The sequence below is a fragment of the Amycolatopsis acidicola genome, assembly GCF_007713735.2.
GTDB lineage: Bacteria > Actinomycetota > Actinomycetes > Mycobacteriales > Pseudonocardiaceae > Amycolatopsis_E > Amycolatopsis_E acidicola.
The window spans coordinates 154,122-179,068 of sequence record NZ_VMNW02000001.1; the positions used below are offsets into that span (position 1 = coordinate 154,122).

Here is a 24,947-nt window from a genome sequence, read left to right on the forward strand (position 1 = left end):
TCTACGACGCGAATGTGCTCTACCCGAATGCCCTGCGTGATCTGCTGATCCGGATCGCGCAGGGCAGATCGGTCCGGGCGAAGTGGACCGAGGAAATCCTGGACGAGACGTTCCGCAGTCTCAAGGAGAAGCGGCCCGATCTTGATCCGGACAAACTCGACCGAACCCGCCGCTTGATGAACTCCGCGGTCCGTGACTGTCTGGTCACCGGCTACGAGCCGCTCGTGCCCATGCTCGAACTGCCGGACGCCGACGCTCGGCGCGACCCGCCGACCACTGTGGGCGACGTGCTGTCCGAACTCGAACGCAACGGACTGCTCGAATCCGCCGCGGCGCTGCGCACCTGACTCCACGCACCAGACTGCTCGAACCCGCGGCGCTGCCGCGCACATAACGCAGCCGTCGTAATCCAACAGTCGCTTTTCGACGGACGCGCGGGGCTCTCGTGTGACGTAGCTTTTCAGGCGTGTGGCGAGAAAACGGGCGCGGGCCAGGTCTCGTGGACGTGCTGATCACGGCCGTCCCGCTGGTTTTCGTGCTCGCGGTGACGACCGTCGCGGCGCATTTTCAGCCTGGGCGTCACCCGCTGGACGCGCTCGGCTACGGGTGGCTCGTGCTCGCGGCGTTGCCGTTGCTGCTGTCCCGCCGCTTCCCGCTGCCCGTTTTCGTCCTGGTCGCGGGGCTGACCTGGGCCTACTACTGGTCCGGCTACCCGGGCGGCCCCGCCGCCGTGCTGCCGACCATCGCGCTGTTCACGCTCACCCGCCTCCGCGGCCCGCTCCAGGCGGGCATCGCCGGGGCGGCCGTCCTGCTCGCCGGGCTCGGCGTGCTCCTGGCCACCGGCAGCACGATCGCCCTCGACGGCCGGGTCGGGTTCTTCCTCGTGTGGCTGATCGCCGTCCTCGGCATCGGCACGGCGGTCCGCAACCGCGTCGCGGCGATCCACGCCGCGCGCGAGAGCGCCGCCGAGCATCAGCACCGGATGGCCGAGGTCGAACGCCTCCGCATCGCCCGCGAGGTGCACGACGTGGTCGCGCACAGCCTCGCCATGATCAACGTGCAGGCCGGGGTCGCCGCGCACGTCGCGGACCGGCGGCCCGAGCAGGCGGTCGAGGCGCTGCTCGCGATCAAGGAAGCGAGCGCCGCCGCGTTGGCCGATCTGCGCGCCACGGTCACGGTCCTGCGCTCCGGCCAGGGCCTCGGGCCCGCCCCGAGCCTGCGGCAGCTCGACGAGCTGGTCGAGCACACCCGCGCGACCGGGATCGACGTCCGCGTGCACGGTTCGCCGGGCGAGCTGCCCGCCCCGGTGGACGCCGCGGCGTACCGCATCCTGCAGGAGTCGCTGACCAACGTCGTGCGCCACGCGAACCAGCCCACCGCCGTGACCATCCACTTAGGACGGAAGAGCGACACCTTCCGCCTCGTGGTGCGCGACAACGGGCGCGGCGCCGTGGAACCCAGGGCGGGCAACGGTTTGCGCGGTATGTGCGAACGGGCCACGGCGCTCGGCGGCGAGGTGACCGCCCACCCGCTGCCCGACGGCTTCGAGGTCCTGGCCGAACTGCCCATCGAGGGGGAACGATGACGATCCGCGTGGTGCTCGCCGACGACCAGGCCCTGGTGCGCGCCGGGTTCCGCGTGCTGCTCGAGACCGAGGACGGTTTCGAGGTCTGTGGCGAAGCCGGAGACGGCGCCGAAGCGGTGGCACTCGCCAGGCAGCACAAGCCCGACGTCGTCGTGATGGACGTCCGGATGCCCGGCGTGGACGGGCTCGAAGCCACCCGCCGGATCACCGCCGACGAACAACTCGCCGCGGTGAAGGTGCTGGTGCTGACCACTTTCGACGTCGACGAGTACGTCTACGACGCCCTGCGCGCCGGCGCCAGCGGCTTCCTGCTCAAGGACACCGACCCCGTCGAACTGCTACGGGCGCTCCGGGTGGTCGCGGCGGGGGAGGCCCTGCTCGCCCCGACGGTGACGCGCAGGCTGATCGCGGAGTTCGTTGGGCGACCGGAAAACCGGCGCGTCCACGCCGGCGCGGTCACGCAGGTCACCGAACGCGAACGCGAGGTCCTCGCGCTGGTCGCGGGCGGGCTTTCCAACGACGAGATCGCCGCGCACCTGGTGATTTCCACGGCCACGGCGCGGACGCACGTCAGCCGGATCATGACCAAGGTCGGTGCGCGGGACCGGGCGCAACTGGTCGTTCTCGCCTACGAATCCGGGCTCGTCGTGCCGGGCGGATGAGGGCGGCTCCGGCGCGGCGTGCCGACCCCGCACGGGCGGCAACACCGTGGTCTCCTCAGCCGGGCGCGGCCGGGGCCGGGGCCTCGGCGGCGGGGGAACGCGGCGGCGCGGCCCGGCCTTCGGGATCTCGACCGTGGGCTCGGCGCTGTCCGGGACCGGCTCTTCGACCTCTTCGACCTCTTCGACTTGTTCCTTGGGGGGCTCGGGTTTCCGGTGCGACAGCCGTCGCGCCAGCCCATGGGAAGGCCGTTCCACGAACCGGTAGCTGATCTCGACCATCCCGAACACCGCCGGGATCACGATCAGCAGCGCGATCGGCAGCGGCACCGCCGGGCGCAGCAGGTTCAGCAGCACGAACGTGACCAGCATGTGCAGCAGATAGATCGAATAACTGCGCTCGGACAGCGCTGTCCAGACCTTCCGCTGCTTCAGCTTCGGCTCGGCGAACATGCCGAGCAGGAAGCAGAGCACCGCGAACGCCATCGCCAGGTTGTACGAAGTGTCCACGCGGCCGACGTTGATGATGTCGCCCAGCACGTACAGCGACCACGCCACCGCGCCGAACACGGCGCCGGCCCACAGCGGGATGTGCTTGGACGTGGTGGCCCAGATGGTCTGTCCGATGATCATGATCGGCAGGTAGGACGCGTTGACCGCGAACAGGAAGTACGAGGCCGAGAACTGCCTGCTGCTCATCATCACCACGAAGATGAACGTGAGCTCGATCGCGATCGCCAGCCACACCCACCGCCGCAGCAGCGGCAGCAGGAGCATCAGCACCACGTAGAACAGGACCTCGACGATCATCGTCCAGGCCACCGGCACCAGGACAACCTGCGGGACGACCAGGTAGTTGAGCAGCAGGGTGTTGGTGAGCAGAGTGAGCGGGGTCAGCGTCTGCGGCTGGCCCGGCGTCTCCGGCGGGTGCAGGTGCACCAACAGCAGCAACGCGGTCAGCAGCACCACGAACACCATCGGCGCGTAGACGCGGATCAGCCGGTTGAGCGCGAAGCGCCCCTGGCCCTGGCGAAGCGCGATCGGGGTGACCACGAACCCGCTGACCAGGAAGAAGAACGGCACCGCGATCTGCCCGATGCCCTGCTGGGACATGTGCATCGGGTTGCTGGTGAGCGCCTCGATGAACGAGATGTACGGGGCGTCCTCGTGCTTGGCGATCACCCACGGGTGCGCGATATGGCTGTAAAAAACCAGCAGCGCGCCGAGGCCACGGCCGATGTCGATGAAGACGATGCGCGTCTTCTTCTCGGTGGGTTCGCCTGCGGGTTTCGGGGGCGCGGTCTCGACCAGTCCCCTCACCCCCCAGGCTCGTGCCGCATGGTCGTTACCAGGTTGGAGTGTAACCAAGAACCGTTGGTGCTTTTCCGGCTTCGCGGAACCGGGGTTACGGCTCCAGCCAGAGGGTGATGAACTCCTTGTCGCTGCGGCGGGCCGTGCGGATCAGCTCGGTGTCGCCCTGCTCGCGCTCCAGATGCCCGTCCTCGGTGACCTCGACGGGGCGGTAGCCCAGCTCGCGGTACCCGGCCAGCACCTGCTCCGGATCGTCGCCGAGCTCCTCGATCGCGTTCGGGCAGAACTCGCACACCACGTGCGGGCGGTCCCTCCGCAGCACCTCGGTCAGCCCGGCCAGCGCCCGGTGGTCGCGCCCCTGCAGATCCACCTTGATCAGGCTCAACGGCTGCCCGGTGACTTCCGGCACCGCGTCGAGACGCACGGCGGGCACTTCGACGCCGGGGCCATCGGTGCTGACCCTGTTGTCGCCGCTGTTGTTCGGGCTGGCGTGGCTCAGATGCAGGGTGCCCGCACCGTCCCACGCCGCCGCCTCGACCACGGTGACCAGCGCACGAGCCGCTTCCGGCAGGTTGACCCGCAGGTTCCGGCGGAGGTACTGGGCGTTGACCGGATCGGCCTCGACCGCCACCGCGCGGGACACTTCCGGACGGCGCATGAGGCGCAGCGTGTGATAGCCGACGTGCGCGCCGATGTCGAGGATCGCGCCCGGCTTGCGCCGCACCAGCTCGGCCATCAGCTCTGCTTCGCCCGGCTCCCAGGAGCGGTGGAACTTGATCCACGGCAACATGACCTGGTCGACGGGCATCAGCAGCGAGCCCACATCGCACAGCACCACGTCCGCGTCACGGGGGATCGGGGCGTGCGCCAGCCGGGCCGTCTCGCGCATGGCGTCGACGTCCACGGTGATCCGCTTTATCGCGGCCTCGTCCTGGTCGAAGCGCTCGTCGCGGGCCTCGAACATGCGGCTCATGGTCGCGTTGGTGGCTTCGAGCTCACCGGTGAAGCCCTGCGAGACCTTGCTCAGGTCGGCTTCGAGATTCCGCAACGCCAACTCGGTGCCCGGCTGGCGCTCGCGCAGTTCGTCGACGCTCGCTTGCAGCGCCTTCAGATGTGCTTCGACCGTCCCCTGCACCGAGTCCAGTCGCTCGCCGAGCAGGCGGGTGGCCTCGCCCGCGCGCTGCGAGTCGCCGAGCCGTTCTTCGAGCGACTCGATCCGGGACAGCAGCCGCTGCACCGTCTCCTCCGTGCCGCTCTGCAGCGCGCCCATGACCTTGCGCTGGTGCACGTCGTAGTGGTCGATCGCGCGGAGCACGGCCTTGCGCATTGCGGGCGCGAGCGGAGTGCGCGACGCCGTGCCCGGCTCGGGCCGCCAGTGCAGCGCCTCCGTCGCGCGGCGCAGGGGAGACAGCGGGTGCTCGGGCGCTTCGGCCGCCAGCGGTCGCCGTTGTTGCCATGTGCGGTACGCCGACGACAGCTCGCGGTGCATCCACTCCGCGGCGGCCGTCATGGACCGGGTGGTCAGGATGTGTTCACGCGCCGCCGTTCCGCGCCGGTGCGCCTCTTCCGGGTTGTCCGCGACCTCGCGCATAGCGGCGGCCGCGGCGTCGATGTCGGCGTCCGCCCACCGGGAGTCGGCGCTGTAGGGCTCGCAGTTCTTGCCGACCGGGATCAGCTCGTACGGGATCGGCCAGCCGGTCCTCTCGTCGAGGAACTCGGTGGTGCTGGAGTAGTCGGTGGCTATCACCGGCATCGCGCGCGCCATCGCCTCGGCGACTGTGAGCCCGAAACCCTCGCTGCGGTGCAACGACACGTAGCAGGTGCTCGTCTCGTACAGCTCGTGCAGCTCGTCGATCGACAGGTAGCGCTCGATCAGCTCGATCCTGTGGTCACCGGCCGCGGCCGCGCGCAGCTGTTCGGCCTCCATCGGCCGCTGCTTGGCATTGATCGTCTTGATCGTGAGCCGCACGTCGTCCCGGCCGGGGAACGCCCGCTGGAACGCGGTGATGGTGCCCCACGGGTTCTTGCGCTGGGCGATGCTGTTGAAGTCGAAGGCGAACAGGAACCGCACCGGTTCGCCCGCTTCCCTGGCCGGCCTCGTGGGCTCGCCGGGGTCGCGCACCGGGACCGGGATGGTCTTCACCGGGATCGGCGAGTGCTTCTGGATGGCGCGGCGGCAGAAGTCGCTGACCGTCCACACTTCGTCCAGCTGCCCGAACGCTTCGTGTTGCCAGGCGGGGAAATCCTCCAGCTCCCACGCCCACAGGCCGATCCGGTAGCGCTCGTACGCGACCTCGCGGTGGCCTGACAGCACATGCGCGGTCTGGTCCGCGTTCACCGCGATCACGCTGACCGGGAACTTCGGGTCTCCCACCGTCACCGGGCGCTCCAGCCCTGTGCGGTTGAGGATCTTCTCCTCCAGCACGGAAGCGACCGGGATGTTCGCGGTCTCGATGGCCTCGTGCACGATCCGGCCCATCTCGCCGACGCCCAGCTCGGCCGTCAGGTAGCCGAGCAGGTTCGCCCCGAACTCGTCCACCGGCGGCCGCGGCGGGATCGGGTGGCCAGGCAGTGCCCACTCCGCCAGCTCGCCTTCGCTGACCCCCGAGGACACACACCAGGCGCGGAACGCCTCGGCGTTGGCGCCGGTCGGCTGCGGGAAGGCGATGCGGAGATCCACCCGCGCGTCCCACACCGCGAGCGTCATCCTGTTCAGCCCAGCCGCGGACTGGGCCTGGTCCTCCGGCGACGCGAGCCACTGGCGCAGCGCTTCGCCGCCGTCCTCGCCATACGCGTGCGGCGGCAACGTCTTCTTCTTGCGCTCGGCCTTGATCCACGCTTCGCGGAAAGCGCGCCGCGCCAAGCGCGGAAGCCGTGTGCCATCGCCGAAGCCCGCGAAGCCGTACGGCACCGCTTCGAGCGTCTCGGCGTACCCGGCGTCGCGCAGTGCGGCGCCGTACTCGTCGCACAACGCGCGCAGCTCTGGGTTCGCCGACAGCAGCACGCGCGGTTTGCGCGGGCAGTACATCGTCAGCACCCACGGCTTTTCCGGCCGGTAGCCGCTGAAGTGGAAGAAGCGCAGCTTGACGCCGCCGGCCGTCAAGTCGCCCTGCTCGTCCTTCGCCAGCGGGCGATCGTGCAGGTTCCAGTACGCGACGTTGAACCCCGGGTCCGTCAGCACGTGGTGACGGAACAGTGCGGGCACGTTGTCCACCCAGCGCTGGTCGGTGAACAGCTGCTGCTCGGGCGCGACGATCGCGTCGTGCTTGAGGCGTTCGGCCCAGAAGTCCAGGAACTCGCCCGAACCGGGGCCGACGCCGATGAAGCCGAGGTTGAAGATCCCCGCCCCCATGATCACGGCCTCGTCCGGCTCCAAGCCGTCACGCGGCAGCGGTTCGAGCACGTGCGGGGTGAGCACGATGCCGTGCTCCATCGCGCGCTCCGCGATCTCCGGCATCGCCTTGAACACCCGGATGTCGGGGTCGAGGTAGATGGCCACGTCGTACTCGCGGCGCAGTTCGCGCAGCAGGTACGGCTTCACCGACGTGGCCAGCTCGGTGACGGAGTAGGCGGTGGCCATCCGGAGGTAGTCGTCCTCCGCGATGCCGAAGGCCGCGGGCCCGACGACCCGCACACCGTCCTCGGAGAACTCCTCGTCCCGCGGCGCGTCGATCACCGCGATGACGAAGGAGTTTTCCGGGTGCTCGGCGAGGTACGACCTGGCGAGCACTCTCGCCGCCGGCAGGTAGTTACGGGCGACGATCGTGCACGCGGTGACCTCAGGCATCAGCAGGCAGGACCTTCAGTTGTGAGTTCAGGATCGAGGCGAAATCGGTTTCGGCCGTCTGCACGCTGGTCGGGTTGTCGACCTCGATGCGGACCACCACGTCGTCGTGCGCGTAGTGCCCGCGCACCTGTGCCGGGTTGCCGTCCTTGGTGTCGAAGTAGGACGCCAGCACGCCGTCCGGCGCGGTGGTGAGCCGGGTGGCGCCGTTGCGGATCTGGATGCTCAGCAGCTGGTCGGCCGCGTTCTGCGCCGCTGTCGGGCTGTTGACCTTGGTCAGCAGCATGAGCACCCGGCTGCCGTCGTCGAGCTTGCGGACGACGAACCGGACGTCACTGGCCTGCGCCGTCTCGTACACCGACTGCTCTGCCGACACCAGGTAGTTCAGCGCCGGGACCTGGTCGAAGGTCTTGATGGTGTCGTAGTTTTCCGCCTGGCCAGGCAGGTTCGCGACGCCGAGCGGGTCCGGCGGTGCCTGGCTCGTCGGCGGCGCTTGGCTCGTGGTCGGCTCCGCTTGGCCGCCTCCGCTGTCCCGGCCCCACAACATGTACGCACCGAACGCGATGCCGGCGAGCACGACGACCGCCGCGACGATGGCGCCGATCTTCGCGCCGTTGCCCTTCTTCGGCTTGTCGTTGAAGGATTCCGGGCCCTGCTGGATCCAACCCTGGTCGCCGGAGGGCACCAGCGGCGGCAGATCGCCACCGCCCCACGGCGGGCTCTGGTCGGACTCCGGCGCGTTCCACTGCGGCTGGTGTTGCGGGAATCCACCGGCAGGCGACGCCGGGCCGGGGAAACCGCCGGGCGGCGAGTACGGCGTCTGCGGGTTCTGCGGCGGGGGCACGTGCTGGGTGCGGTTCGGGTCGGCCTGCTGCGGCTGCCACGGCGGGACCGCCTGCGTGCGGTCCGCGCTGTTGTCCGGCGCCTGCTGCGGCACCCCCTGCGCGGGGCTTATCGGCGCGATCACCTGCGTGGAGTCGGCCGAGTTGGTGTTGTCGCCGCTCTGCCCGCCGGGCTGTTGCTGCTGCGGCTGGCTCTGCTGCGCGTCGGGCTGCCCGACGGCCGACGACAGCACCTGGTCACGCCGTACCCGGTAGTCGTCCGCGGAGAGTCGGCCGGATGCAAGCTCCTCGTCCAGCTTGCGCAGCTCCTCCTGCCAGGACACCAGGGGCCCCCTATCTCTTGGTTCAGGCCCGCGATTGCGGACGCCACGACCCGACGTGTATAGCGACGTGCACATTGTGCACGGGTGCGGCCGGTTGCGGCTGCGCGGGTCGTATTGTTATCTACCGGTCCGTAGCAGGCGTTTCAGCCCGCCGGGAGCGCACCGGTCACCTGGGTCCTGATCTGCTCGAGCCTGCTGCGCAACTGGGCCGGATCGCTGGTCGAGGGCTGGGAAACCCCGATGCCGACGGCGAGTGAGCCGGAGGTGTACCAGAGCGCGCTGACCCGCCCGGTCGCGTCGCTGCCGGTGTACGCGATGTCCGATTCGGCGGGCCCGTGCGGTTCGGCGACGAACCCGTTCGCGGTGAGGTTCTTGCGCAGGGTGGCGACGAGCTTCGCGGCCTCGGCCGCCGAGGTCGCGGGCACCGCGAGGACCATGTTGCCGTTCGGGCTGTTCGCCGGGTCCGACGAGGCGCGATAGACGATTTCCTGCGCCCCGCTGGCCTTCATCAGCGCGGCGTCGCCCTCGGAGACCAGCTTGAGCTGCACGGCCTTGTCGATCGACATCGTCGAGTTGTTCGGGTTGGCCTCGCCGGGCAACGTCGGCAGCCGGGCCTCGGCGGCGCCCGCCGCGTCCTGCGGGGCGAGCGTCGGGCTGGAGGTCGGCTGGGCCGCGGTGGTGGTGTCGTCGCGCGCGCCGAGGAAATACGTGGCGCACAGGATCATCGCCAGCACCACGAGCACGCCGAGGGTGACGAACAGCCAGGTCGGCCTGCCCCGGCCGGTCCGCTTGGGGATGGTCGGCAGGCTCGGGACCGAGGGCGGCTGGGCCGGCGGCGGGGTCAGCCCCGGCAGCGACGGCGTGCGCACCACCGGCGTGATCACGGTGGGCGCCTCGTGGATCATCGGGTACGGGATCGACTCGGTGGCGCGGTAGTCGGCAGGGCTGGGCGCGCTCGTCGGGCGGTCGGTGTGCAGGAGCGCTTCGGACGCCGTCATCGCCGGTTCGGGTTCGGGCTCCGGCTCGGGGTGCGGTACGGGCGCGGTCGCCTGCCACTGCTGGGACTCCGGCGCGGGTACGGTCGCCTGCCACTGCTGAGGCTGCGGTGCCGGCACGGTCACCTGCCACTGCCGCGGCTGGTTCACCGGTGCGGGCACCGGCGATGGCGACATCCCGCCCGAGGCCGCGGCGAGCAGCTCGTCACGCTGCTTGCGGTGCTGGTGCAGGCTGATCTTGCCGCTCGCCAGTTCGGCGTCCAGGCGGCGCAGCTCGTCCTGCCAACTCATCCGGGGCTCCTCGGGTGTGTTTCGGGCGCGCGACCTGCGTACAACGCCGGCCTGGTCGTAACGGTAACGCTATGGGGTGAACTTAGTCCGATCACTGGTCGTTTGGGGCCCCGTACAGTGGAAACATGGCGTGGTTCGGCATGGACAAGACCCGTCGAGTGGCCGCCGGTGAGGCGCTGCCGGGGCGGGCGGAGGCGCTGGACACCCCCGACTGGCATGACGTCCACGAGGACAGGCGGATCAAGCCCCCGTTCCCGGACGGCCTGCGCACGGCGGTCTTCGGGATGGGCTGCTTCTGGGGAGCGGAAAGGCTGTTCTGGCGCACCCCCGGTGTGTACTCGACGGCGGTGGGCTATGCGGGCGGCCACACGCCGAACCCGACGTATGAAGAGGTGTGCACGGGGCTGACGGGGCACGCCGAAGTGGTGCTCGTGGTGTACGACCCCGCGCAGGTCTCCTACGAGACGCTGCTGAAGGTGTTCTGGGAGGGCCACGACCCGACGCAGGGCATGCGCCAGGGCAACGACGTGGGCACCCAGTACCGCTCGGCCATCTACTACACGGACGAGACGCGGCAGGCCGAGGCCGAAGCCTCCCGCGCGTCCTTCGAGCAGGCCCTGCGCGGCGCGGGCTACCACGCGATCACCACGGAAATCGCCCCGCTGGGCGAGTTCTACTATGCCGAGGACTACCACCAGCAGTACCTGCACAAGGTGCCGGACGGCTACTGCGGCCTCGGCGGCACCGGGGTTTCCTGCCCTGTCGGGCTCGGGGTCAGGAAGGGCTGACCTGCTCATCCAGGTAGGCCGCCGCCTGGAGGGTGAACAGGTCGGCGTAGTGGCCGCCGACGGCCATCAGTTCGTCGTGGGTGCCGTGTTCGACCAGCTTTCCCTGTTCCAGGAACATGATCTGCTCCGCCTGCCGCACGGTCGAGAACCGGTGCGAGATGTACAGCGTGGTGCGCCCCGCGGCGAGCGCCCGCAGACGCGTGAACAGGTCGTGCTCGGCCTGCGCGTCCAGCGCCGAGGTCGGCTCGTCCAGGATCAAGAGCGGGGCGTCGCGCATGAAAGCCCGCGCCAGAGCCACTTTCTGCCATTCACCGCCGGACAGGCTCACGCCCTGGTCGAACCACCGGCCGAGCGGGCTGTCATACCCCTTCGGCAGCCGCTCGATCCGCTCGGCCGCGCCCGCGCGGTGCGCCGAGTCCGCGATGCGCTCGCGGTCGTCCAGCCCGTCGAGCTCGCCGAGGCCGATGTTCTCCGCCGCTGTCCCTTGGTACGTAACGTAATCCTGGAACATCGCGCTGATCGACGACCTCAGCTCGTCCGGGTCGAACTCGCGGATGTCGTTGCCGTCCAACAGGATCCGCCCCGCGGTCGGGTCGTAGAGGCGGCACAGCAGCTTGATCAGCGTCGACTTCCCGGCTCCGTTGCGGCCCACCACGGCCACCGTCTCCCCGGGCCGGATCTCGAAGCTCACCCCGTCCAGTGCCGGCTCGGCCGCACCGGGATAGCTGAACGAAACGTCCTCGAACCGCACGTGCCCGCGCACCTTTTCGGGCATCCGCCGCGGCTCGACCGGTGCGACGATCGCGGGTTCGGTCCCCAGGAACTGGTACAGCGTGTCGAGGTACAGGTTGTTCTCGTACATCCCGGTGAACCCGGTGAACAGCCCCTGCACGGCCGTCTGCACCGCCGTCGCGGCGCTCGTGTACAGCGCCAGGTCACCGATCGTCAGCCTGCCGGCGACCGCCTCCAGCGCGATGTACAACGCGATCCCCGAACCGGCCACTGTGGACAGTAGGCTCCACGAAGTCCCGACGAGGTTCCGCTTCGTGGTGAGCTTCCGCTCGCGCGCGTAGTACGTCTGCCCGAGCCGCTTGAACCGGTCCACGAGGTACGGGCCGAGCCCGAAGAGCTTGGTCTCCTTCGCGTAGGTGTCGGTGGTCACCAGCGAAGACAGGTAGTCCATCCGCCGCCTGATCGGCGAGATGTACAGCGCCAGCATGAAGGCCCGCCCGCCGTACTTCGACTGCGAGATGAACGCCGGCACCGGAGCCAGCAGCGCGACGAACGCCAGCAGCGGGTTCACCGAAACCAGCAGCGCGACCATGCTCGCGAAAGTCACGCCGGTGCGCACGAGCCCGAGCGCGGAGGTCATCATCGAAACCGGCCGCGACGGCGCTTCCTGCGAGGCCTGGCGCAGCAGGTCGTAGGACTCCGAGCCCTCGAAGAAGGCCAGATCCAGCCGCGCCGCGTGCGCCATCACCTGATGCCGGATGGTGAGCGTCATCCGCTCCTGCAACAACTGCTGCGCCACGTTCGTCAACGCCGTGGTCACCGCGGTGGCCGTGAAGATGCCCAGCTGGAACGCCGCCACTTCGACGATCCGCGCTGTCGTCCCGTGCCCCTGCACCGCCGCGACCACCGAGTCCAGCAACAGTTTCGCCACATACGCGGTCACCGTCGGCAGCAGCCCACTGACCAAAGTGGACAGTACGATCACGACGGTCATCACCGGGCTGGCCTGCCACGTCAGCTTCGCCACCTTCGGCAGCCCGCGCACGGTGCCGCCGACGTTGGAACGCAGCCGCCGCCACCGGGCCCGCAGGTCCTTGGCCTCGTCGGCCGGTTTCGGGTCCGGGATCTCGATCGGCCCCGTCAGCCCGCTGTCCGGCACCGAACTGGCCGCCGCCTTCAATCTCTTCCGCAGCCCGACCGGCGGCCCACCCCCGTGCATCATCAGGCTTTCACCGCCCCGTGCAGGAAAACGTCCACGAGTTCGGCCGCGGTCGCCGGCTGCTCGCGGTCCTGCGCGCGGCTGAACAGCAACGACAGGAAGAGCCCGCTCGATTTGTCCGCGGACAGACGCAGCTTGCCGACGTCCGGCTCGAACAGTTCCTCGATCGCGCCCCGCATGGCGGCGAACGATTCGGCCCGGTTTCCCTTGCCCGGCTTGCGTTCCCGGCGGCGCCCGGACGCGTGCATCGCCCCGATGATGGCGCCCATCCGGTTCAGGTGCGCGGAAAGCGCTTCCGCGGCCTCGGTCAGCCGCTGCTCCAGCGGCCGGTCGAGCGGGATCTCCGCGATCAGCTCCAGCGCGTGGTCCGGGCGCAGCGCCTCCACGAGACAGGCGTCCACCAGCTCGTCCTTGTCCTTGAACGCGCGGAAGATGGTGCCCTCGCCGATGCCGGCCGCGCGCGCGATCTGCGCGGTGGTGACCGCGGCGCCGTGCTCGACCACGAGCGGGAGCACGGCGCGCACGATCATCTGGCGCCTGTCCTCGGGACTCATCGCGCGCGCACGACGTTTGGGCTGGGGTTCGGTCATGCACCCCAGTGTGCGGAGTGAGCGCTCACTCCGTCAAGTCACTTCTCCCGGCGGATCATCCGTCCCGCGCCGGCCGCCACCGTCGTCGCGAAGATCCAGCCCATCGCGATGAACCCGTCCGAAACCCATTTGTCGAGGTCGTGCATGTACCAGCGGCCCTTGTTGCCGAAGTCCACGATCGGCACCAGCAGGTCCGCCGTGTACAGCACCGGGTTCCACTGCATCCCGCTGTCCTGGGAGTTGATCACGCACCGGGGCCCGACGGCGAGCACGGCATGCATGTCCGTGCGGGTGTCGTCGACGCAGGAATCCGTGCCCAGCCCGAAGTACAGGCTGCCCACCACGAGCAGGCTGATCAGCCACCCCAGCGCCCGCGCCGGCCGGTAGCCGTACCCGACCATCCACCGCTGAAGCCAGCTCCACAGCCGGACACCGGGCCCGAGCAGTTTGTAGCCCTGTGCCAGCGCTTCGTAGCGATCCTGCTGTTTGCGGAACAGCACCGTATCCGCGTGCTCTTCGTTTCCCGCGCTGCGCAGCATGGCGGCCAACTGGTCATACGGCCCGGGTCGGTAGCCGGCCATGGCGCCGCGCAGTTGCTCGATGCGGACGTCGACGGCGCGGTCGTCTTTCATCGCTATCGGGCGTTGGAGTACGTCGTAGCGGAAGTCTTCGAGTTCGATGCCGCCGGTGGTGGCCCAGAACTGGTCGTTGTCGCCGAGGGTGCGGCAGTGCGCGTGCCGCAACAGGATCCGGCCCTCGGGCGGCTTGGCCGGGTTCAGCAGCAGCTCGTCGGCGGAGAGGTCGCTGGCGTCGAGCGCTATCCGGTGTTCCGGGCGTGAGGAGAGTTCCGAGCCGCTGAGATCGACGCGGCGGACGGCGGTGGCGCCGTCGAGGTTGACCCCGCCGGTGGCGCGGAAGGGCATCGTCCCGGTGGGAGTGAGGCTGATGTTGCGGCCGACGCGGACCGTGCGCAGGTCCACCGAGTAGCTCGTCTGCGTGCGCACGGTGGGCGCGCTGACGTCGGTGCCGTAGAGGTCGATGCTGCCGCCGACCTCCGCGCCCTGCAGCCGGATCGTGCCTTCGATGGTCGATTCGGTGAGCTGGACGTTGCCGACGACTTTGATGCGCCGCGCGGACACGACGTCGCGTTCGGCGTGTTTGAGTTCGACCTTCGCGGCCAGCATGTTCCCGCCGATGCTGACGTCGGCCATCCGGAACTGGCCCGAGGGCACCCGCAGCCCGGTGGCCTCCAGGTCACCGCTGATCTCGCTGCCGTCGAGGTGCACGGCCCGGTCGTAGAACGGCTCCGACGTGCCACGACGCACCTTCACCCGCGCCTGGGCCAGCCGCAGGGTGCCGCCGATCCGGGTGTTGATCATGCGCAGGGTGCCCAGCGCGGTGAGCCCGTCGGAGAGTTCGAGGTTGCCGTCCACGCGCAGCCGGTCGGCCACCAGCGCCGGCCACGGGTCGATGTAGGGGTCGCTGGAATTCCACGCCTCGGCGGGGATGTGGCCGCGTTGCGGGCAGGCCAGGTCCGCGCCGCGGAAGACGATGTCCCCGTCCACCCGCGCGCTCGGCAGATGCAGCACTCCACGCGCGACGAAGGGTTTCTTCTTTTCCGGGGCGCTGTAGTTGTCCACCTCGCACAGCAGGCTGCCGCCGATGTGGACGCCGTTGCAGTCGAGCGCGAACCCCATCGGGTTGCGCAGCGTGGCGCCGGAGAAGTTCACGTTGCCGCCGGTCCACATGCCGGGGAACCGGACCTGGCCCTCGGCGTGCAGCCGGTACGCCAGCAGCGCGCCGCTGATCTTCAGCCTGTCCGCCTGCAGCGCCCTGCCCTGCGCCGACGCGATCTGCGTGCGGGTCAGCACCAGCGAGCCTTCGATCACCGCGTCGGTCAGGTTGATCGCCGCGTCCGGCACCCCGCGCTCACGGGTGGATCCGCGCTGCACCGCCGTTTCCCCGTCGTCGTGGGTGCCGGGGAACGGCTCGACCACGCTGCGGATGAGGCGGACGTCGTTGCGGCTGCGCAGGTTGCGCGCCTTGAGCCCGGGCAGCCAGCACCGCCGGAACACCAGCCCGAGCAGCTTCGCCTCGCGCACGTCCGGCGGGTACTCGAACCGGCAGTTCTCGAACCGGAACAGGCAGTCGAGATCCGCGCCGCGCAGATCCAGCCTGCCGGTGATGTACGCGTTCTCCACCGGCACGATCGGCGCGTTGCTGGTCTGCCTGCGCCAGCGCAGCAACCCGCCGCTGCCCGGCTCGAGCAGCGGTTTCACGATCTCGTCCGCCGAGATGTGGTGACGGCTGTCCGGGACGCCGGCGAACGGATCCAGCGGCGGCAGCTCCCGCTCGAAAGATCCGGCCTGGCCGTTCACCATTTTCGCCCACTCCTCGTACTCGACGGGTTACCGACTTTAGTAGGACGGTTACTCCGGTAGGGCCGTTTCGCTGAACCGGGGTAAGAACGGAGCTATCGTCGGAATGTGGAGGCGCTCGCCGAACTGCGCGTGGTCACCGACGCGGTGACCTACGGCGAGCTGGCCACGCTGCGCCGCAGGCTGTGGGCCGACGAGGAGAACGCGTACCGCTGGTCCGGGCAGTACCTGCCGCCGGCGCCGGAGGAACGGCACGAGATCGAGGCCGAGTTCGAAGCGTCGGTACGCCGGGCGGTGGCCGCCGGTGGCCCGCTTTCCGAATGGTGCGCGCGGTTGCGCGAGGAGATCGCCCCCGCGATGTCGCTGCGCAGGCTGCTGGCCAGGCATCCGAACCTGGACTACCCGGTGATTTCGCCGAACGTGGCCGCCTGGCGGGTGCTGGCCCGCTTCGGCGGCGTGTTCGAGGTGGCGCAGGGCTGGGCCGCGGTACCGGACCTGAGCACTGCCGTCGCGACCACCAGGGACACCGTGACAGCGCTTTCCACGGGGATAGCTTCACCCGCGGAAGCCTTGGCGGCACGGGGTTTCTCGATGAGCGACGACGAGCTGGTGTCCTGGCTGTGGTTCAGCGGCTACCGTGCGTCGCCCGCCGAACTGCACCAGCCGCGCCGGGCGCTGCATCGCGCGTACGAACGGATTTCCCCTGGCAGGCGGACGATCCGCGGCCCGACGGCCACCGACTCCACCGCGGAACTGCTGACCCGCGCGGGAAAACCGCTGCACCTCGACGAGATCCTCAACGGGCTCGACCGCCGCTACAGCCGCGGCCCGCTGTACAACCGCCTCAACGCCGACGAGCGCTTCGTCCGCGTCGCGCCGAGCACCTTCGCGCTGGCGACGTGGAACATCGAGCCGGACGCCGCGCCCGCCGGCTCCAGCACGGACAACGCGATCCGGCTGATCCAGCAGGCAGGGCGCGCGTTGCACCTCGACGAAATCCGCGCCAGGCTGGAAAAGCCGATCACCCGCGAGGGACTGCGCAACGCGCTCAACGCCACCGGCAAGCTGATCCGCGTCGCGCCGTCCACCTACGACGTCAGGCGTTCGGGTTGAGCACCCTGGCCAGGAAGCCGCGGGTCCGCTCGTGGCGCGGTTCCGAGATGACCCGGTCCGGCGGGCCCTCTTCGACCACCACACCCTCGTCCATGAACACCACCTTGTCCGCCACCTCGCGCGCGAACTGCATCTCGTGCGTCACCACGATCATGGTCATGCCGTCCTTGGCGAGCTGCCGCATGACGCCCAGCACGTCGCCGACCAGCTCGGGGTCCAGCGCCGACGTCGGCTCGTCGAACAGCATCAGCTTGGGCTCCATCGCCAGCGCACGCGCGATCGCGACCCGCTGCTGCTGACCGCCGGAAAGCTGCGCGGGGTAGGAGCGTTCCTTGTCCGCCAGGCCCACCCTGTCCAGCAGCTCGCGGGCGTGGTCCCGTGCCGTCGCCTTGTTCGCGCGCCGGACCTGCACCGGCGCCTCCATCACGTTCTCCAGCGCCGTCATGTGCGGGAACAGGTTGAAGCGCTGGAACACCATGCCGATGTCCTTGCGCTGCTGGGCGATTTCGCGTTCCCGCAGCTCGTACAGCTTGCCGCCGTGCTCGCGGTAGCCGACGAGATGGCCGTCCACGTACAGCCGCCCGGCGTTGATCTTCTCCAGGTGGTTGATGCAGCGCAGCAGCGTGGACTTGCCCGAGCCGGACGGCCCGATGAGGCAGGCGACCTCGCGTGGCGCCACCTCGAAGTCGATGCCCTTGAGCACCTCCAGCCTGCCGAACCTCTTGTGGATGCTCTGCGCCTGCACGACCGGGGTCATCCGGTGACACCTCCTCCCGCGCCGCCGCCCTTGTCGCCCGAGCCGAAGGTGAACCCGAACAACCGGGTGCGCCACTTGTTCCGCTCGGTCATCGCGCGCGACGTGCCTCTGGCGAAGTACTTCTCGATCTGCATCTGGATCACCGTCAGCACCGAGGTCATGAACAGGTACCAGAGCGCGGCGGTGATCAGCAGCGGCGCGATCTTGTAGTTCTGCGCGTAGATCTGCTGTGCCGAGGTCATCAGCTCGAAGTAGCCGATGACCACCACCAGCGAAGTGGTCTTGAGCATCGCGATGGTCTCGTTGCCGGTCGGCGGGATGATCACCCGCATCGCCTGCGGCAGCACGATGCGCCGCAGGGTCTTCCCGCGGGACATGCCCAGCGCGCTGGAGGCCTCCAGCTGCCCGGAGTCGACCGACAGGATCCCGCCGCGCACGATCTCCGCCATGTACGCGGCTTCGTTCAGGCCGAGCCCCAGCAGGGAAGCGATGAACGGGGAGATGAGCACGTTGGTGTCGGCGCCGACGAACTCCGGGCCGAACGGGATGCCGAGGCCGAGCCGCGGGTAGAACAGCGCGAGGAAGTTCCAGAAGATCAGCTGCGTGATCAGCGGCGTCCCGCGCAGCAGCCAGATGTAGATGCCGGCCGCGCCCGCGGCGAGCGGGTTCGGCGACATCCGCATCACGGCCAGCAGCACGCCGCCGACCACGCCGATCACCATCGAGATGACGGTCAGGATCAGGGTGTTCTGCAGTCCGCGCAGGATCCGGTCGTCGAAGAGGTAGTCACCGACGACGCTCCACTGCATGTTGGCGTTGGTGATGACGCTGCGGATCGCGATGACGGCGAGGATCGCGATGACCACGCCCGCGACCCAGCGCCCGTAGTGCCGCACGGGCACCGCCCGGATGTCCTCCGTGGTGCCCGTGCGCTCGGTGGTCTCGCTCATCTCAGCTTGCCGGGTTGATTTCCGACTTCGTGATGGCGCCGGAGGTGCTCAGCCCCCATTTGGCGAGGATCTTGCCGTAGGTGCCGTCGTCGATCAGCGCCTGCACCGCGCCCTGGATGGCCTGCGAGTACGAGCCCTGGTCCTTCTTCAGCGCGATGCCGTAGGGGGCGGTGTCGTAGGGCTGCCCGACCACCTCGACGGCGTCGCCGGTCTGCTTCACCGCGTAGTCCACGACCGGCGAGTCGGCGAGCATCGCCTGGCTGCGCTTGGTGGTCAGCTGCAGGTTGACGTCGGTCTGTGCCTGGAACTGCTGGACGTTGATCGCGGGCTTGCCGGCCTTGGTGCAGTCGTCGGAGCGCTTGGTGACGTCGTCGACCTGGACGGTGCCCTGCTGGACGGCGACGTTCTTGCCGCACAGGTTGTCCAGCGTGATGCCGTCCGGGTTGCCCTTGAGCACGCCGAGCGAGGTGCCGGCGCTGTAGTAGCTGACCATGTCGACGGTCTGCAGCCGCTCGGCGTTGATGGTGAACGAGGACATCGCGAGCTCGTACTGGCCGGAACCGAGACCGGCCAGGATGCCGGAGAACGCGGCGTTCTGGTACTCCATCTTGACGCCCAGCTTCTCGCCGATGGCGTTGCCGAGATCCACGTCGAAACCGGTGACCGTGCCGTTGTCGACGAACTCGTTCGGTGGATAGGTCTGGTCCTGTCCGACCACGATCTTGCCGTCGGCCTTCACCGCGTCCGGGACGAGCGCGGCCAGCTTGTCGTCCTTGACCGGGGACGGCACGGCCGCCGCGGCGCTGCTGGACGCGGTGCCGCTGCCGGAACCGTTGCCGGAGGCGCCGCAGGCCACGGTCAGACCGGCCAATGCGACGGCGGGGAGCAGGACTAGCGCCTTGAGGTGGGTTGCACGCGCCACGATGGGTCACTCCTAGTAGTTCATACCGTGTGAGTTCCCGCATCCTGCCATCCGCGTGAGGGACTTCGCAGCATCCGAAAGGTCACGTAGTGGTGTCGACCAATCAGGCAACAGATCGGTAACGGCGGGTTAACCGCAGGTCGGCGCCCATCTCGGCGGCCTGTCCTTTGTGGATGCAAATCCGTCCACATAGGACTATCGCCTCGCGCGTACTTCCTTAAGACGCTTGGGGTTCGCCCGGGTTGCGTGCCTGCGGGCGATCCCACAGGCGGGCATCCAGGTCGGTCCATGAGCGTCTTTCCGGGTGAGAGCGATCAAGGTGAATTACTCACCGACCACAGCAAAAGGGGAACAGATCATGACCATCCGGACGATCCTTCGCCGTACGGCCGCCACCCTCGCCCTCGCCGGCATCGCCACCGGGGCTTCGGCACTGGCTGTCAGCACCGCCTCCGCCTCGGAGTTCTCCCTAGGGAGCGGCGTCGCCTCGGTCTCCTCGGCTTCCCAGGCGCAGGGCACCGGGTCCGCGTCGAGCGCGTCGACCGTCTCCGAGTGCACGTCCAACCAGTTCACGGCCGAACTCGTCTACGGCGGCGCGGGCATGGGGAACCGCAACGCCGCCATCCAGATCACCGCGAACCCGGGCGAGCGCTGCTACCTGCCGGGCAACCTCACGACGAACCTCGTCGGCGCCCACAACGTGCTGCTCACCAGCACCGCCCCCGCCGACGCGCCCAACGTCGCGCTGACCGACGGCTCCTCGGCCTACATCCCGCTGCACTGGACCGGCATCGAAGCCGCCGCCGACCAGCAGACCCCGAACGCGATCACCTTCGACGCCCCCGCCGACTCCAACATGCACGGCGACTACATCGACCCGACCGTCTCGCTCGACTGGACCCTCGGCGCCGTCGACGCGTCCGCGAACAGCCACACCATCGAGGTCGGCGCCGTCACCCAGGGCACCGCCCCCACCGCATGACCTTCTAGCGGCAAAAGGCGGGTGGTGTCAGGGGGCACCACCCGCCTTTTCAGGTACGCGGCCCGTCCGTCGACCAGTGGACACGGGCACCCCCGACCGGTCGACACCGGAGGACGGCACCGGCCGCAATGCTTTCGGCATGAAACATCTCAAGGACGACGAACTGGTTCCCGCGCTGTCCGCCGAGCTCCGGCAGGAACTGCGCGCCGCCGTGTACGCCAGGGTCGACACCGTGCTTGGCCCGGCCCGGATGTTGTCCCCGTTGGGCAACTACTTCATCGCCCGGCCGGCGGCGCGGGCCGCCGCGCACCGGATCACCGAACGCACCGACGTCCCGCTGGACGCGGCGATGGTCCTCGGCATCACGACGGACGCGCTGCACATTTGGCGCGCGGACCCGATGCTGAACCGGGTCGGTGAGCACGTCGGCCGGGTCTCGCTGGACCGCATCACAGGCATCACGGTGGGCCCGGCGCGGAGCTGGCAAAAGGTCACGGTCCTGCTGGCCGAGGGGGAGACGATCGAGGTCGAGGGTCGTGGGGCAGCGCATGCACTGGCCGCCGCGTACCGGGATTGCCGCGCGGGTTGATTCGCGCGGAAACCGAGTGCCGAAAACGCGAAACCCGGCCCGCCCGCCGTCCGGAGGGCTGCCGGGTCCCCTTCGAAAGGCCTACCGACCTCCGCGTCTGTAACTCTGCTCAACCCCGCGCGTGTGCGTCCACCGCGTGTGCGACGGCCTCCGTGAGTCGCTGTGCCTGGGGGAGGTGCAGCCATTCGTCCGGGACGTGGGCGTTCGAGTCCGGGCCGAGTGCGCCGGTGACCAGGAACTGCGCCGCCGGGTACTTGGCCGCCAGCAGTCCCATGAACGGGATCGACCCGCCAAGGCCGACGCTCCGCCAGGGCGCGCCGAAGACCTCGTCGCTCACCTTTTCCAGCGCCGCGGCCAGCCAGGGCGCGGCATCCGGCGCGTTCCAGCCCGTCGCGTGTTCCACGCCCGCCAACTCCACCTGCGCGCCGTACGGCGCATCCGTGGTCAGCGCCTTTTCCACCGCGTTCAGCGCCGCCGCCGAATCGGCCGTCGGGGGCAGCCGGAAGCTCAGCGCGAGCGTGCTCGAGTCGCGCAGGACGTTGCCGGCGTCGGCGGGCTCCGGGAAGCCGGCAGCGCCGATCACGGACAGGGTGGGCCGCCAGCTGTTGTTCAGGGTCAGCTCCAGCTCGTCATCCGACACCGGCCGCATGCCTTCGACCAGCGGGAACGCCGACTTCACCGAACCGGGAGCCACCTCGACCGTCGCCCGCGCCTCGGCGATCCGGTTCTCCGGGATGGCCACGTTCAGCTCGGCGAGCTTGATCTCGCCGGTCTCCGCGTCCTCGAGCCGGTCCAACAGCAGCCGCAGCACGCGGAACGAGCTCGGCACGACCCCACTGGCCAGCCCCGAATGCTGCGCCGACTCCAGCACCCGCACCTTCACGTGCACCTGCGCCATCCCGCGCAGACTGGTCGTCAGCCACAGCCGCTCGTAGTCGTTGCCTCCCGAGTCGAGGCAGATCACGAACGACACCTCACCCAGCCGCCCGGCCAGGTGCTCCAGGTACACCGGCAGATCCGGGCTGCCCGATTCCTCGCCCGTCTCCAGCAGAATCACCGAGCGCGCGTGCTTGCCGCCCGCGGCGTGGATCGCCTCCAGCGCGGTGACCGCGGCATAGCCGGCGTACCCGTCATCGGCCGAGCCGCGGCCGAACAGCTTTTCGCCCCGCACCACCGGAGTCCACGGGCCGAGCCCCTCCGACCAGCCGCCGACCGGCGGCTGCTTGTCGAGGTGCCCGTACAACAGCACCGTTCCGCGATCCTCCGCGCCAGGACTGGCAGGCACGTCCACCAGCAGCACCGGGCTTCGGCCGTCCACACTGACCACATCGAGCTTCGCGCCGGGCAGCTGCCGGGCCGCGACCCACGCCCGGACGTGCTCGACCGCGGCGGCGAGATGCCCGTTCGCGGCCCAGTCCGGATCGAAGCTCTGCGACAGGGCGGGGATCTCCACCAGCCCCGACAGACTCGGCAGGACCTCGTCGGCCCACAGCCTGGACACGGTTTCACGCACGGTTGTCTGCTCCACGGCGCCATTCTGCCAGCGCCACGCCGGTGTGGTGCAGGTCACGACACGCGCCGGTTTGGCAGCCACCCGCCCGTGGCCCCGTCGGGCACGGGAACCAATCGGCTGCTCACACGCCGTGTGCAAGACCGACTTTCGGCGGCCCGTTCGTCGGTAGTCCTAGGATTTTCGCAGCTCAAGTGCCGTTTCTCAGCAAGAAATCAGCCGACGGCCCTCTCCCGCGCCCACCCGTTCGTGCCAGGATGTTCCGCGTAAGCCGTCACGGCCGACGGTTACCCGAGCGCTTCGGACCCGATGCGCAGGTTGCCGCCGGCGCCGTCGCGAAGCCGCCAAAAGTGGCTTCGCGGCACCGACATCGAGGAGAACACGCGCATGTCGTCCCCCGAGCAGTGGACGCACCCGGAGCCCGGAGAAGGACCGGCCGCACGAGCGGCACAACCGTCCCGGGAGCAGGTGATCGCCGGTTTGCGAGCAACGACCGAAGGTGGAGCTGAGCTGACTCAGCTGCTCACCCCCGAAGGCGAACGAGTCGCCTCACCCCAGTTCGACCGCTATGTCGCCGATATCGACGGCGACGCGTTGCGCGGCCTCTACCGCGACATGGTGCTGGTGCGCCGGGCGGACCGCGAGTCCAACGCGATGCAACGGCAGGGCCAGCTCGGCATCTGGGTGCCGCTGCTCGGCCAGGAAGCGGCGCAGATCGGCTCGGGCCGCGCGCTGAAGCCGCAGGACATGGCCTTCCCCAGCTACCGCGAGCACGGCGTGGCGTACACCCGCGGCGTCGACATGCGTGAGCTGCTCGGCATCTTCCGCTGCACCGACCACGGTGGCTGGGACTTCCAGGCGCACCGCTTCCACCCGTACACCATCGTCATCGGCAACCAGGTGCTGAACGCGACCGGGTACGCGATGGGCCAGAAGTTCGAGGGCAAGGTCGGCGACGACGACGGGGAAGCGACCATCGTCTACTTCGGCGATGGCGCCACGAGCCAGGGCGACGTGCACGAGGGTTTCGTGTGGGCCGCGGTGTACGACGCCCCGCTGGTCTTCTTCTGCCAGAACAACCAATGGGCCATTTCGGAGCCGACCGAACGCCAGTCGCGGCTGCCGCTGTACCAGCGCGCCCGCGGCTACGGCTTCCCCGGCATCCGCGTGGACGGCAACGACGTGCTGGCCTGCCTCGCCGTTTCGCGGTGGGCGCTGGACGAATGCCGCCACGGCAACGGTCCGGTGCTGATCGAGGCCTTCACCTACCGCATGGATGCCCACACCACCACAGACGACCCGACCCGCTACCGGCTCTCCGACGAGCTGGAGGCGTGGAAGCTGAAGGACCCGATCGAACGGGTGCGGGCTTTCCTGGCGCGCAACGGTTTCGCGGACCAGTCCTTCTTCGACGAGGTGCAGGCCGAGGCCGACACGTTCGCCGCGGAACTGCGCGACTTCTGCTTCAACATGCCCGAACCGCCGCCGGAGCGGGTGTTCGAAAACGTCTACGCGGAGCCCTCGCCGGTGCTCGACGCGCAGCGCGAGGAGTATCTGTCCTATTTGGACGGTTTTGCCACGGCAGGTGAGCGATGATGGCCGCCCCAGTGAAGTCCCGTGCGGACGAAGCGCCTTCGAGCGTGCAGACGCTGACCATCGGCAAGGCACTGAACCTCGGCCTGCGTGCCGCGATGGAGGCGGACCCCAAGGTCCTGATCATGGGGGAGGACGTCGGCAAGCTCGGCGGCGTCTTCCGGATCACCGACGGGCTCCAGAAGGACTTCGGTGAGCAGCGCGTGCTGGACACGCCGCTGGCCGAGTCCGGGATCATCGGCACCGCGGTCGGCCTCGCCGTGCGCGGGTTCCGGCCGGTGTGCGAGATCCAGTTCGAGGGGTTCATCTTCCCCGGTTTCGACCAGATTTCCAGCCAGCTCGCCAAACTGCACTACCGCACGCAGGGCAGGGTCAAGATGCCCGTCGTGATCCGGGTGCCGTTCGGCGGCGGGATCGGCGCGGTGGAACACCACTCCGAATCGCCGGAGTCGTTCTTCGCGCACATTCCCGGGCTGAAGGTGGTCTCCTGCTCGAACCCGGCGGACGCGTACTGGATGATCCAGCAGGCGATCGCCAGTGACGATCCGGTGCTGTTCTTCGAACCGAAGCGCTTGTACCACAACGGACAGCTGAAGTCCGAAGTGGACACTGTGCACCCGGTGGGCCCGCTGTTCGCCTCCCGGGTGCTGCGCCATGGCACCGACGCGACGCTGGTCGGCTACGGGCCGTCGGTGAAGGTCTGCCTCGACGCCGCCACCGCGGCGGCCGAGGAGGGCAAGTCGCTGGAGGTCATCGACCTGCGCACGATCTCGCCGCTGGACCTCGGCCCGGTGTTCGAGTCGGTGCGGCGCACGGGAAGGCTCATCGCGGTCAGCGAGGCCTCTGGCGAATCCTCGGTCACGTCGGAGATCGCCGCGCGGGTGCAGCAGGAGTGCTTCTACTCGCTGGAGGCCCCGGTGCTGCGCGCGACGGGTTTCGACACCCCGTACCCGCCGTCGAAGCTGGAGGAGCACTTCCTGCCGGACCTCGACCGGGTGCTGCACACCGTCGACCGATCGCTGGGGTGGTGAAGC

Annotated in this window: 19 protein-coding genes and 1 pseudogene; 9 read left to right on the plus strand and 11 right to left on the minus strand. The window is 69.3% G+C overall.

All coding sequences use genetic code 11. From position 1 onward, the window contains the following. Nucleotides 1-14: 14 nt before the first annotated feature. The 3 genes from FPZ12_RS00770 to FPZ12_RS00780 all read left to right on the plus strand — a co-directional run bounded on the left by FPZ12_RS00770 (nt 15) and on the right by FPZ12_RS00780 (nt 2,247). Nucleotides 15-347, plus strand: a complete 333-nt coding sequence (locus FPZ12_RS00770) for a VapC50 family PIN domain-containing toxin (RefSeq protein ID WP_144745428.1) — start codon at nt 15-17, stop codon at nt 345-347. A gap of 152 nt (nt 348-499) precedes the next feature. Next, nucleotides 500-1,585: a sensor histidine kinase gene (locus tag FPZ12_RS00775; protein WP_144745473.1), complete on the plus strand. Its 1,086-nt coding sequence runs from the start codon at nt 500-502 to the stop codon at nt 1,583-1,585. Then, entirely contained in the window at nt 1,582-2,247 is a 666-nt protein-coding gene (locus FPZ12_RS00780) for a response regulator (RefSeq protein ID WP_144745429.1), read from the plus strand. The genes FPZ12_RS00775 and FPZ12_RS00780 overlap by 4 nt, the downstream gene beginning before the upstream one ends. 288 nt (nt 2,248-2,535) lie before the next feature. Here the strand turns inward: FPZ12_RS00780 and FPZ12_RS00785 are convergent. The 4 genes and pseudogenes from FPZ12_RS00785 to FPZ12_RS00800 all read right to left on the minus strand — a co-directional run. Continuing rightward, nucleotides 2,536-3,564, minus strand: a pseudogene (locus FPZ12_RS00785) (acyltransferase family protein); the annotation flags it as partial. 85 nt (nt 3,565-3,649) lie between these two features. Further along, nucleotides 3,650-7,342 carry an FkbM family methyltransferase gene (locus FPZ12_RS00790; RefSeq protein WP_144745430.1) on the minus strand — a complete coding sequence of 1,231 codons (3,693 nt, stop codon included), beginning with the start codon at nt 7,340-7,342 and terminating at the stop codon, nt 3,650-3,652. Continuing rightward, complete coding sequence (locus tag FPZ12_RS00795; protein ID WP_144745431.1) at nt 7,335-8,504, minus strand: hypothetical protein; 1,170 nt, start codon at nt 8,502-8,504, stop codon at nt 7,335-7,337. Before FPZ12_RS00795 ends, FPZ12_RS00790 begins: the two co-directional genes overlap by 8 nt. Nucleotides 8,505-8,647: 143 nt before the next feature. Further along, the gene (locus FPZ12_RS00800; protein ID WP_144745432.1) at nt 8,648-9,790 is read right to left on the minus strand and encodes a hypothetical protein; all 1,143 of its coding nucleotides are present in this window, start codon (nt 9,788-9,790) and stop codon (nt 8,648-8,650) included. Nucleotides 9,791-9,915: 125 nt separating this feature from the next. Here FPZ12_RS00800 and msrA point away from each other — a divergent pair, with 125 nt between their 5' ends. After that, on the plus strand, nt 9,916-10,578 hold the full coding sequence (msrA, locus tag FPZ12_RS00805) for a peptide-methionine (S)-S-oxide reductase MsrA (RefSeq protein ID WP_144745433.1): 663 nt from the start codon (nt 9,916-9,918) through the stop codon (nt 10,576-10,578). Here the strand turns inward: msrA and FPZ12_RS00810 are convergent. The 3 genes from FPZ12_RS00810 to FPZ12_RS00820 all read right to left on the minus strand — a co-directional run bounded on the left by FPZ12_RS00810 (nt 10,565) and on the right by FPZ12_RS00820 (nt 15,500). Beyond that, nucleotides 10,565-12,529 carry an ABC transporter ATP-binding protein gene (locus FPZ12_RS00810; RefSeq protein ID WP_144745474.1) on the minus strand — a complete coding sequence of 655 codons (1,965 nt, stop codon included), beginning with the start codon at nt 12,527-12,529 and terminating at the stop codon, nt 10,565-10,567. The two genes, msrA and FPZ12_RS00810, sit on opposite strands and share 14 nt — an antisense overlap. A 2-nt stretch (nt 12,530-12,531) precedes the next feature. After that, nucleotides 12,532-13,083, minus strand: a complete 552-nt coding sequence (locus FPZ12_RS00815; RefSeq protein WP_144745475.1) for a TetR/AcrR family transcriptional regulator — start codon at nt 13,081-13,083, stop codon at nt 12,532-12,534. 74 nt (nt 13,084-13,157) lie between these two features. Further along, nucleotides 13,158-15,500, minus strand: a complete 2,343-nt coding sequence (locus tag FPZ12_RS00820) for an oxidoreductase (protein ID WP_208025691.1) — start codon at nt 15,498-15,500, stop codon at nt 13,158-13,160. Nucleotides 15,501-15,605: 105 nt separating this feature from the next. Here FPZ12_RS00820 and FPZ12_RS00825 point away from each other — a divergent pair, with 105 nt between their 5' ends. Continuing rightward, a complete protein-coding gene (locus FPZ12_RS00825; RefSeq protein ID WP_144745434.1) occupies nt 15,606-16,610 on the plus strand; it encodes a hypothetical protein in 1,005 nt (334 codons plus the stop codon). Here the strand turns inward: FPZ12_RS00825 and FPZ12_RS00830 are convergent. From FPZ12_RS00830 to FPZ12_RS00840, 3 genes are read right to left on the minus strand one after another with little or no spacing between them, the layout of a single operon-like run. Continuing rightward, nucleotides 16,594-17,367 (minus strand): amino acid ABC transporter ATP-binding protein, encoded by a 774-nt coding sequence (locus tag FPZ12_RS00830; RefSeq protein WP_144745435.1) that lies wholly within the window; start codon nt 17,365-17,367, stop codon nt 16,594-16,596. The two genes, FPZ12_RS00825 and FPZ12_RS00830, sit on opposite strands and share 17 nt — an antisense overlap. Beyond that, nucleotides 17,364-18,317: an amino acid ABC transporter permease gene (locus FPZ12_RS00835; protein WP_144745436.1), complete on the minus strand. Its 954-nt coding sequence runs from the start codon at nt 18,315-18,317 to the stop codon at nt 17,364-17,366. The genes FPZ12_RS00830 and FPZ12_RS00835 overlap by 4 nt, the downstream gene beginning before the upstream one ends. 1 nt (nt 18,318) lies before the next feature. Beyond that, a complete protein-coding gene (locus tag FPZ12_RS00840; protein WP_243769599.1) occupies nt 18,319-19,239 on the minus strand; it encodes an ABC transporter substrate-binding protein in 921 nt (306 codons plus the stop codon). Nucleotides 19,240-19,597: 358 nt separating this feature from the next. Between FPZ12_RS00840 and FPZ12_RS00845 the strand changes: the two genes are divergently transcribed. Together FPZ12_RS00845 and FPZ12_RS00850 are read left to right on the plus strand one after the other, a co-directional pair. Continuing rightward, the gene (locus FPZ12_RS00845) at nt 19,598-20,221 is read left to right on the plus strand and encodes a DUF4232 domain-containing protein (protein WP_144745437.1); all 624 of its coding nucleotides are present in this window, start codon (nt 19,598-19,600) and stop codon (nt 20,219-20,221) included. Nucleotides 20,222-20,360: 139 nt separating this feature from the next. Next, nucleotides 20,361-20,810: a hypothetical protein gene (locus FPZ12_RS00850; RefSeq protein WP_144745438.1), complete on the plus strand. Its 450-nt coding sequence runs from the start codon at nt 20,361-20,363 to the stop codon at nt 20,808-20,810. Nucleotides 20,811-20,919: 109 nt separating this feature from the next. Here the strand turns inward: FPZ12_RS00850 and FPZ12_RS00855 are convergent, their stop codons facing one another. Then, on the minus strand, nt 20,920-22,338 hold the full coding sequence (locus FPZ12_RS00855; RefSeq protein WP_144745439.1) for a M20/M25/M40 family metallo-hydrolase: 1,419 nt from the start codon (nt 22,336-22,338) through the stop codon (nt 20,920-20,922). A gap of 369 nt (nt 22,339-22,707) precedes the next feature. Here FPZ12_RS00855 and pdhA point away from each other — a divergent pair, with 369 nt between their 5' ends. Together pdhA and FPZ12_RS00865 are read left to right on the plus strand one after the other, a co-directional pair. Then, nucleotides 22,708-23,916: a pyruvate dehydrogenase (acetyl-transferring) E1 component subunit alpha gene (gene pdhA, locus FPZ12_RS00860; protein WP_144745440.1), complete on the plus strand. Its 1,209-nt coding sequence runs from the start codon at nt 22,708-22,710 to the stop codon at nt 23,914-23,916. Beyond that, nucleotides 23,916-24,944, plus strand: a complete 1,029-nt coding sequence (locus FPZ12_RS00865) for an alpha-ketoacid dehydrogenase subunit beta (RefSeq protein WP_144745441.1) — start codon at nt 23,916-23,918, stop codon at nt 24,942-24,944. The genes pdhA and FPZ12_RS00865 overlap by 1 nt, the downstream gene beginning before the upstream one ends. Nucleotides 24,945-24,947: the final 3 nt, after the last annotated feature.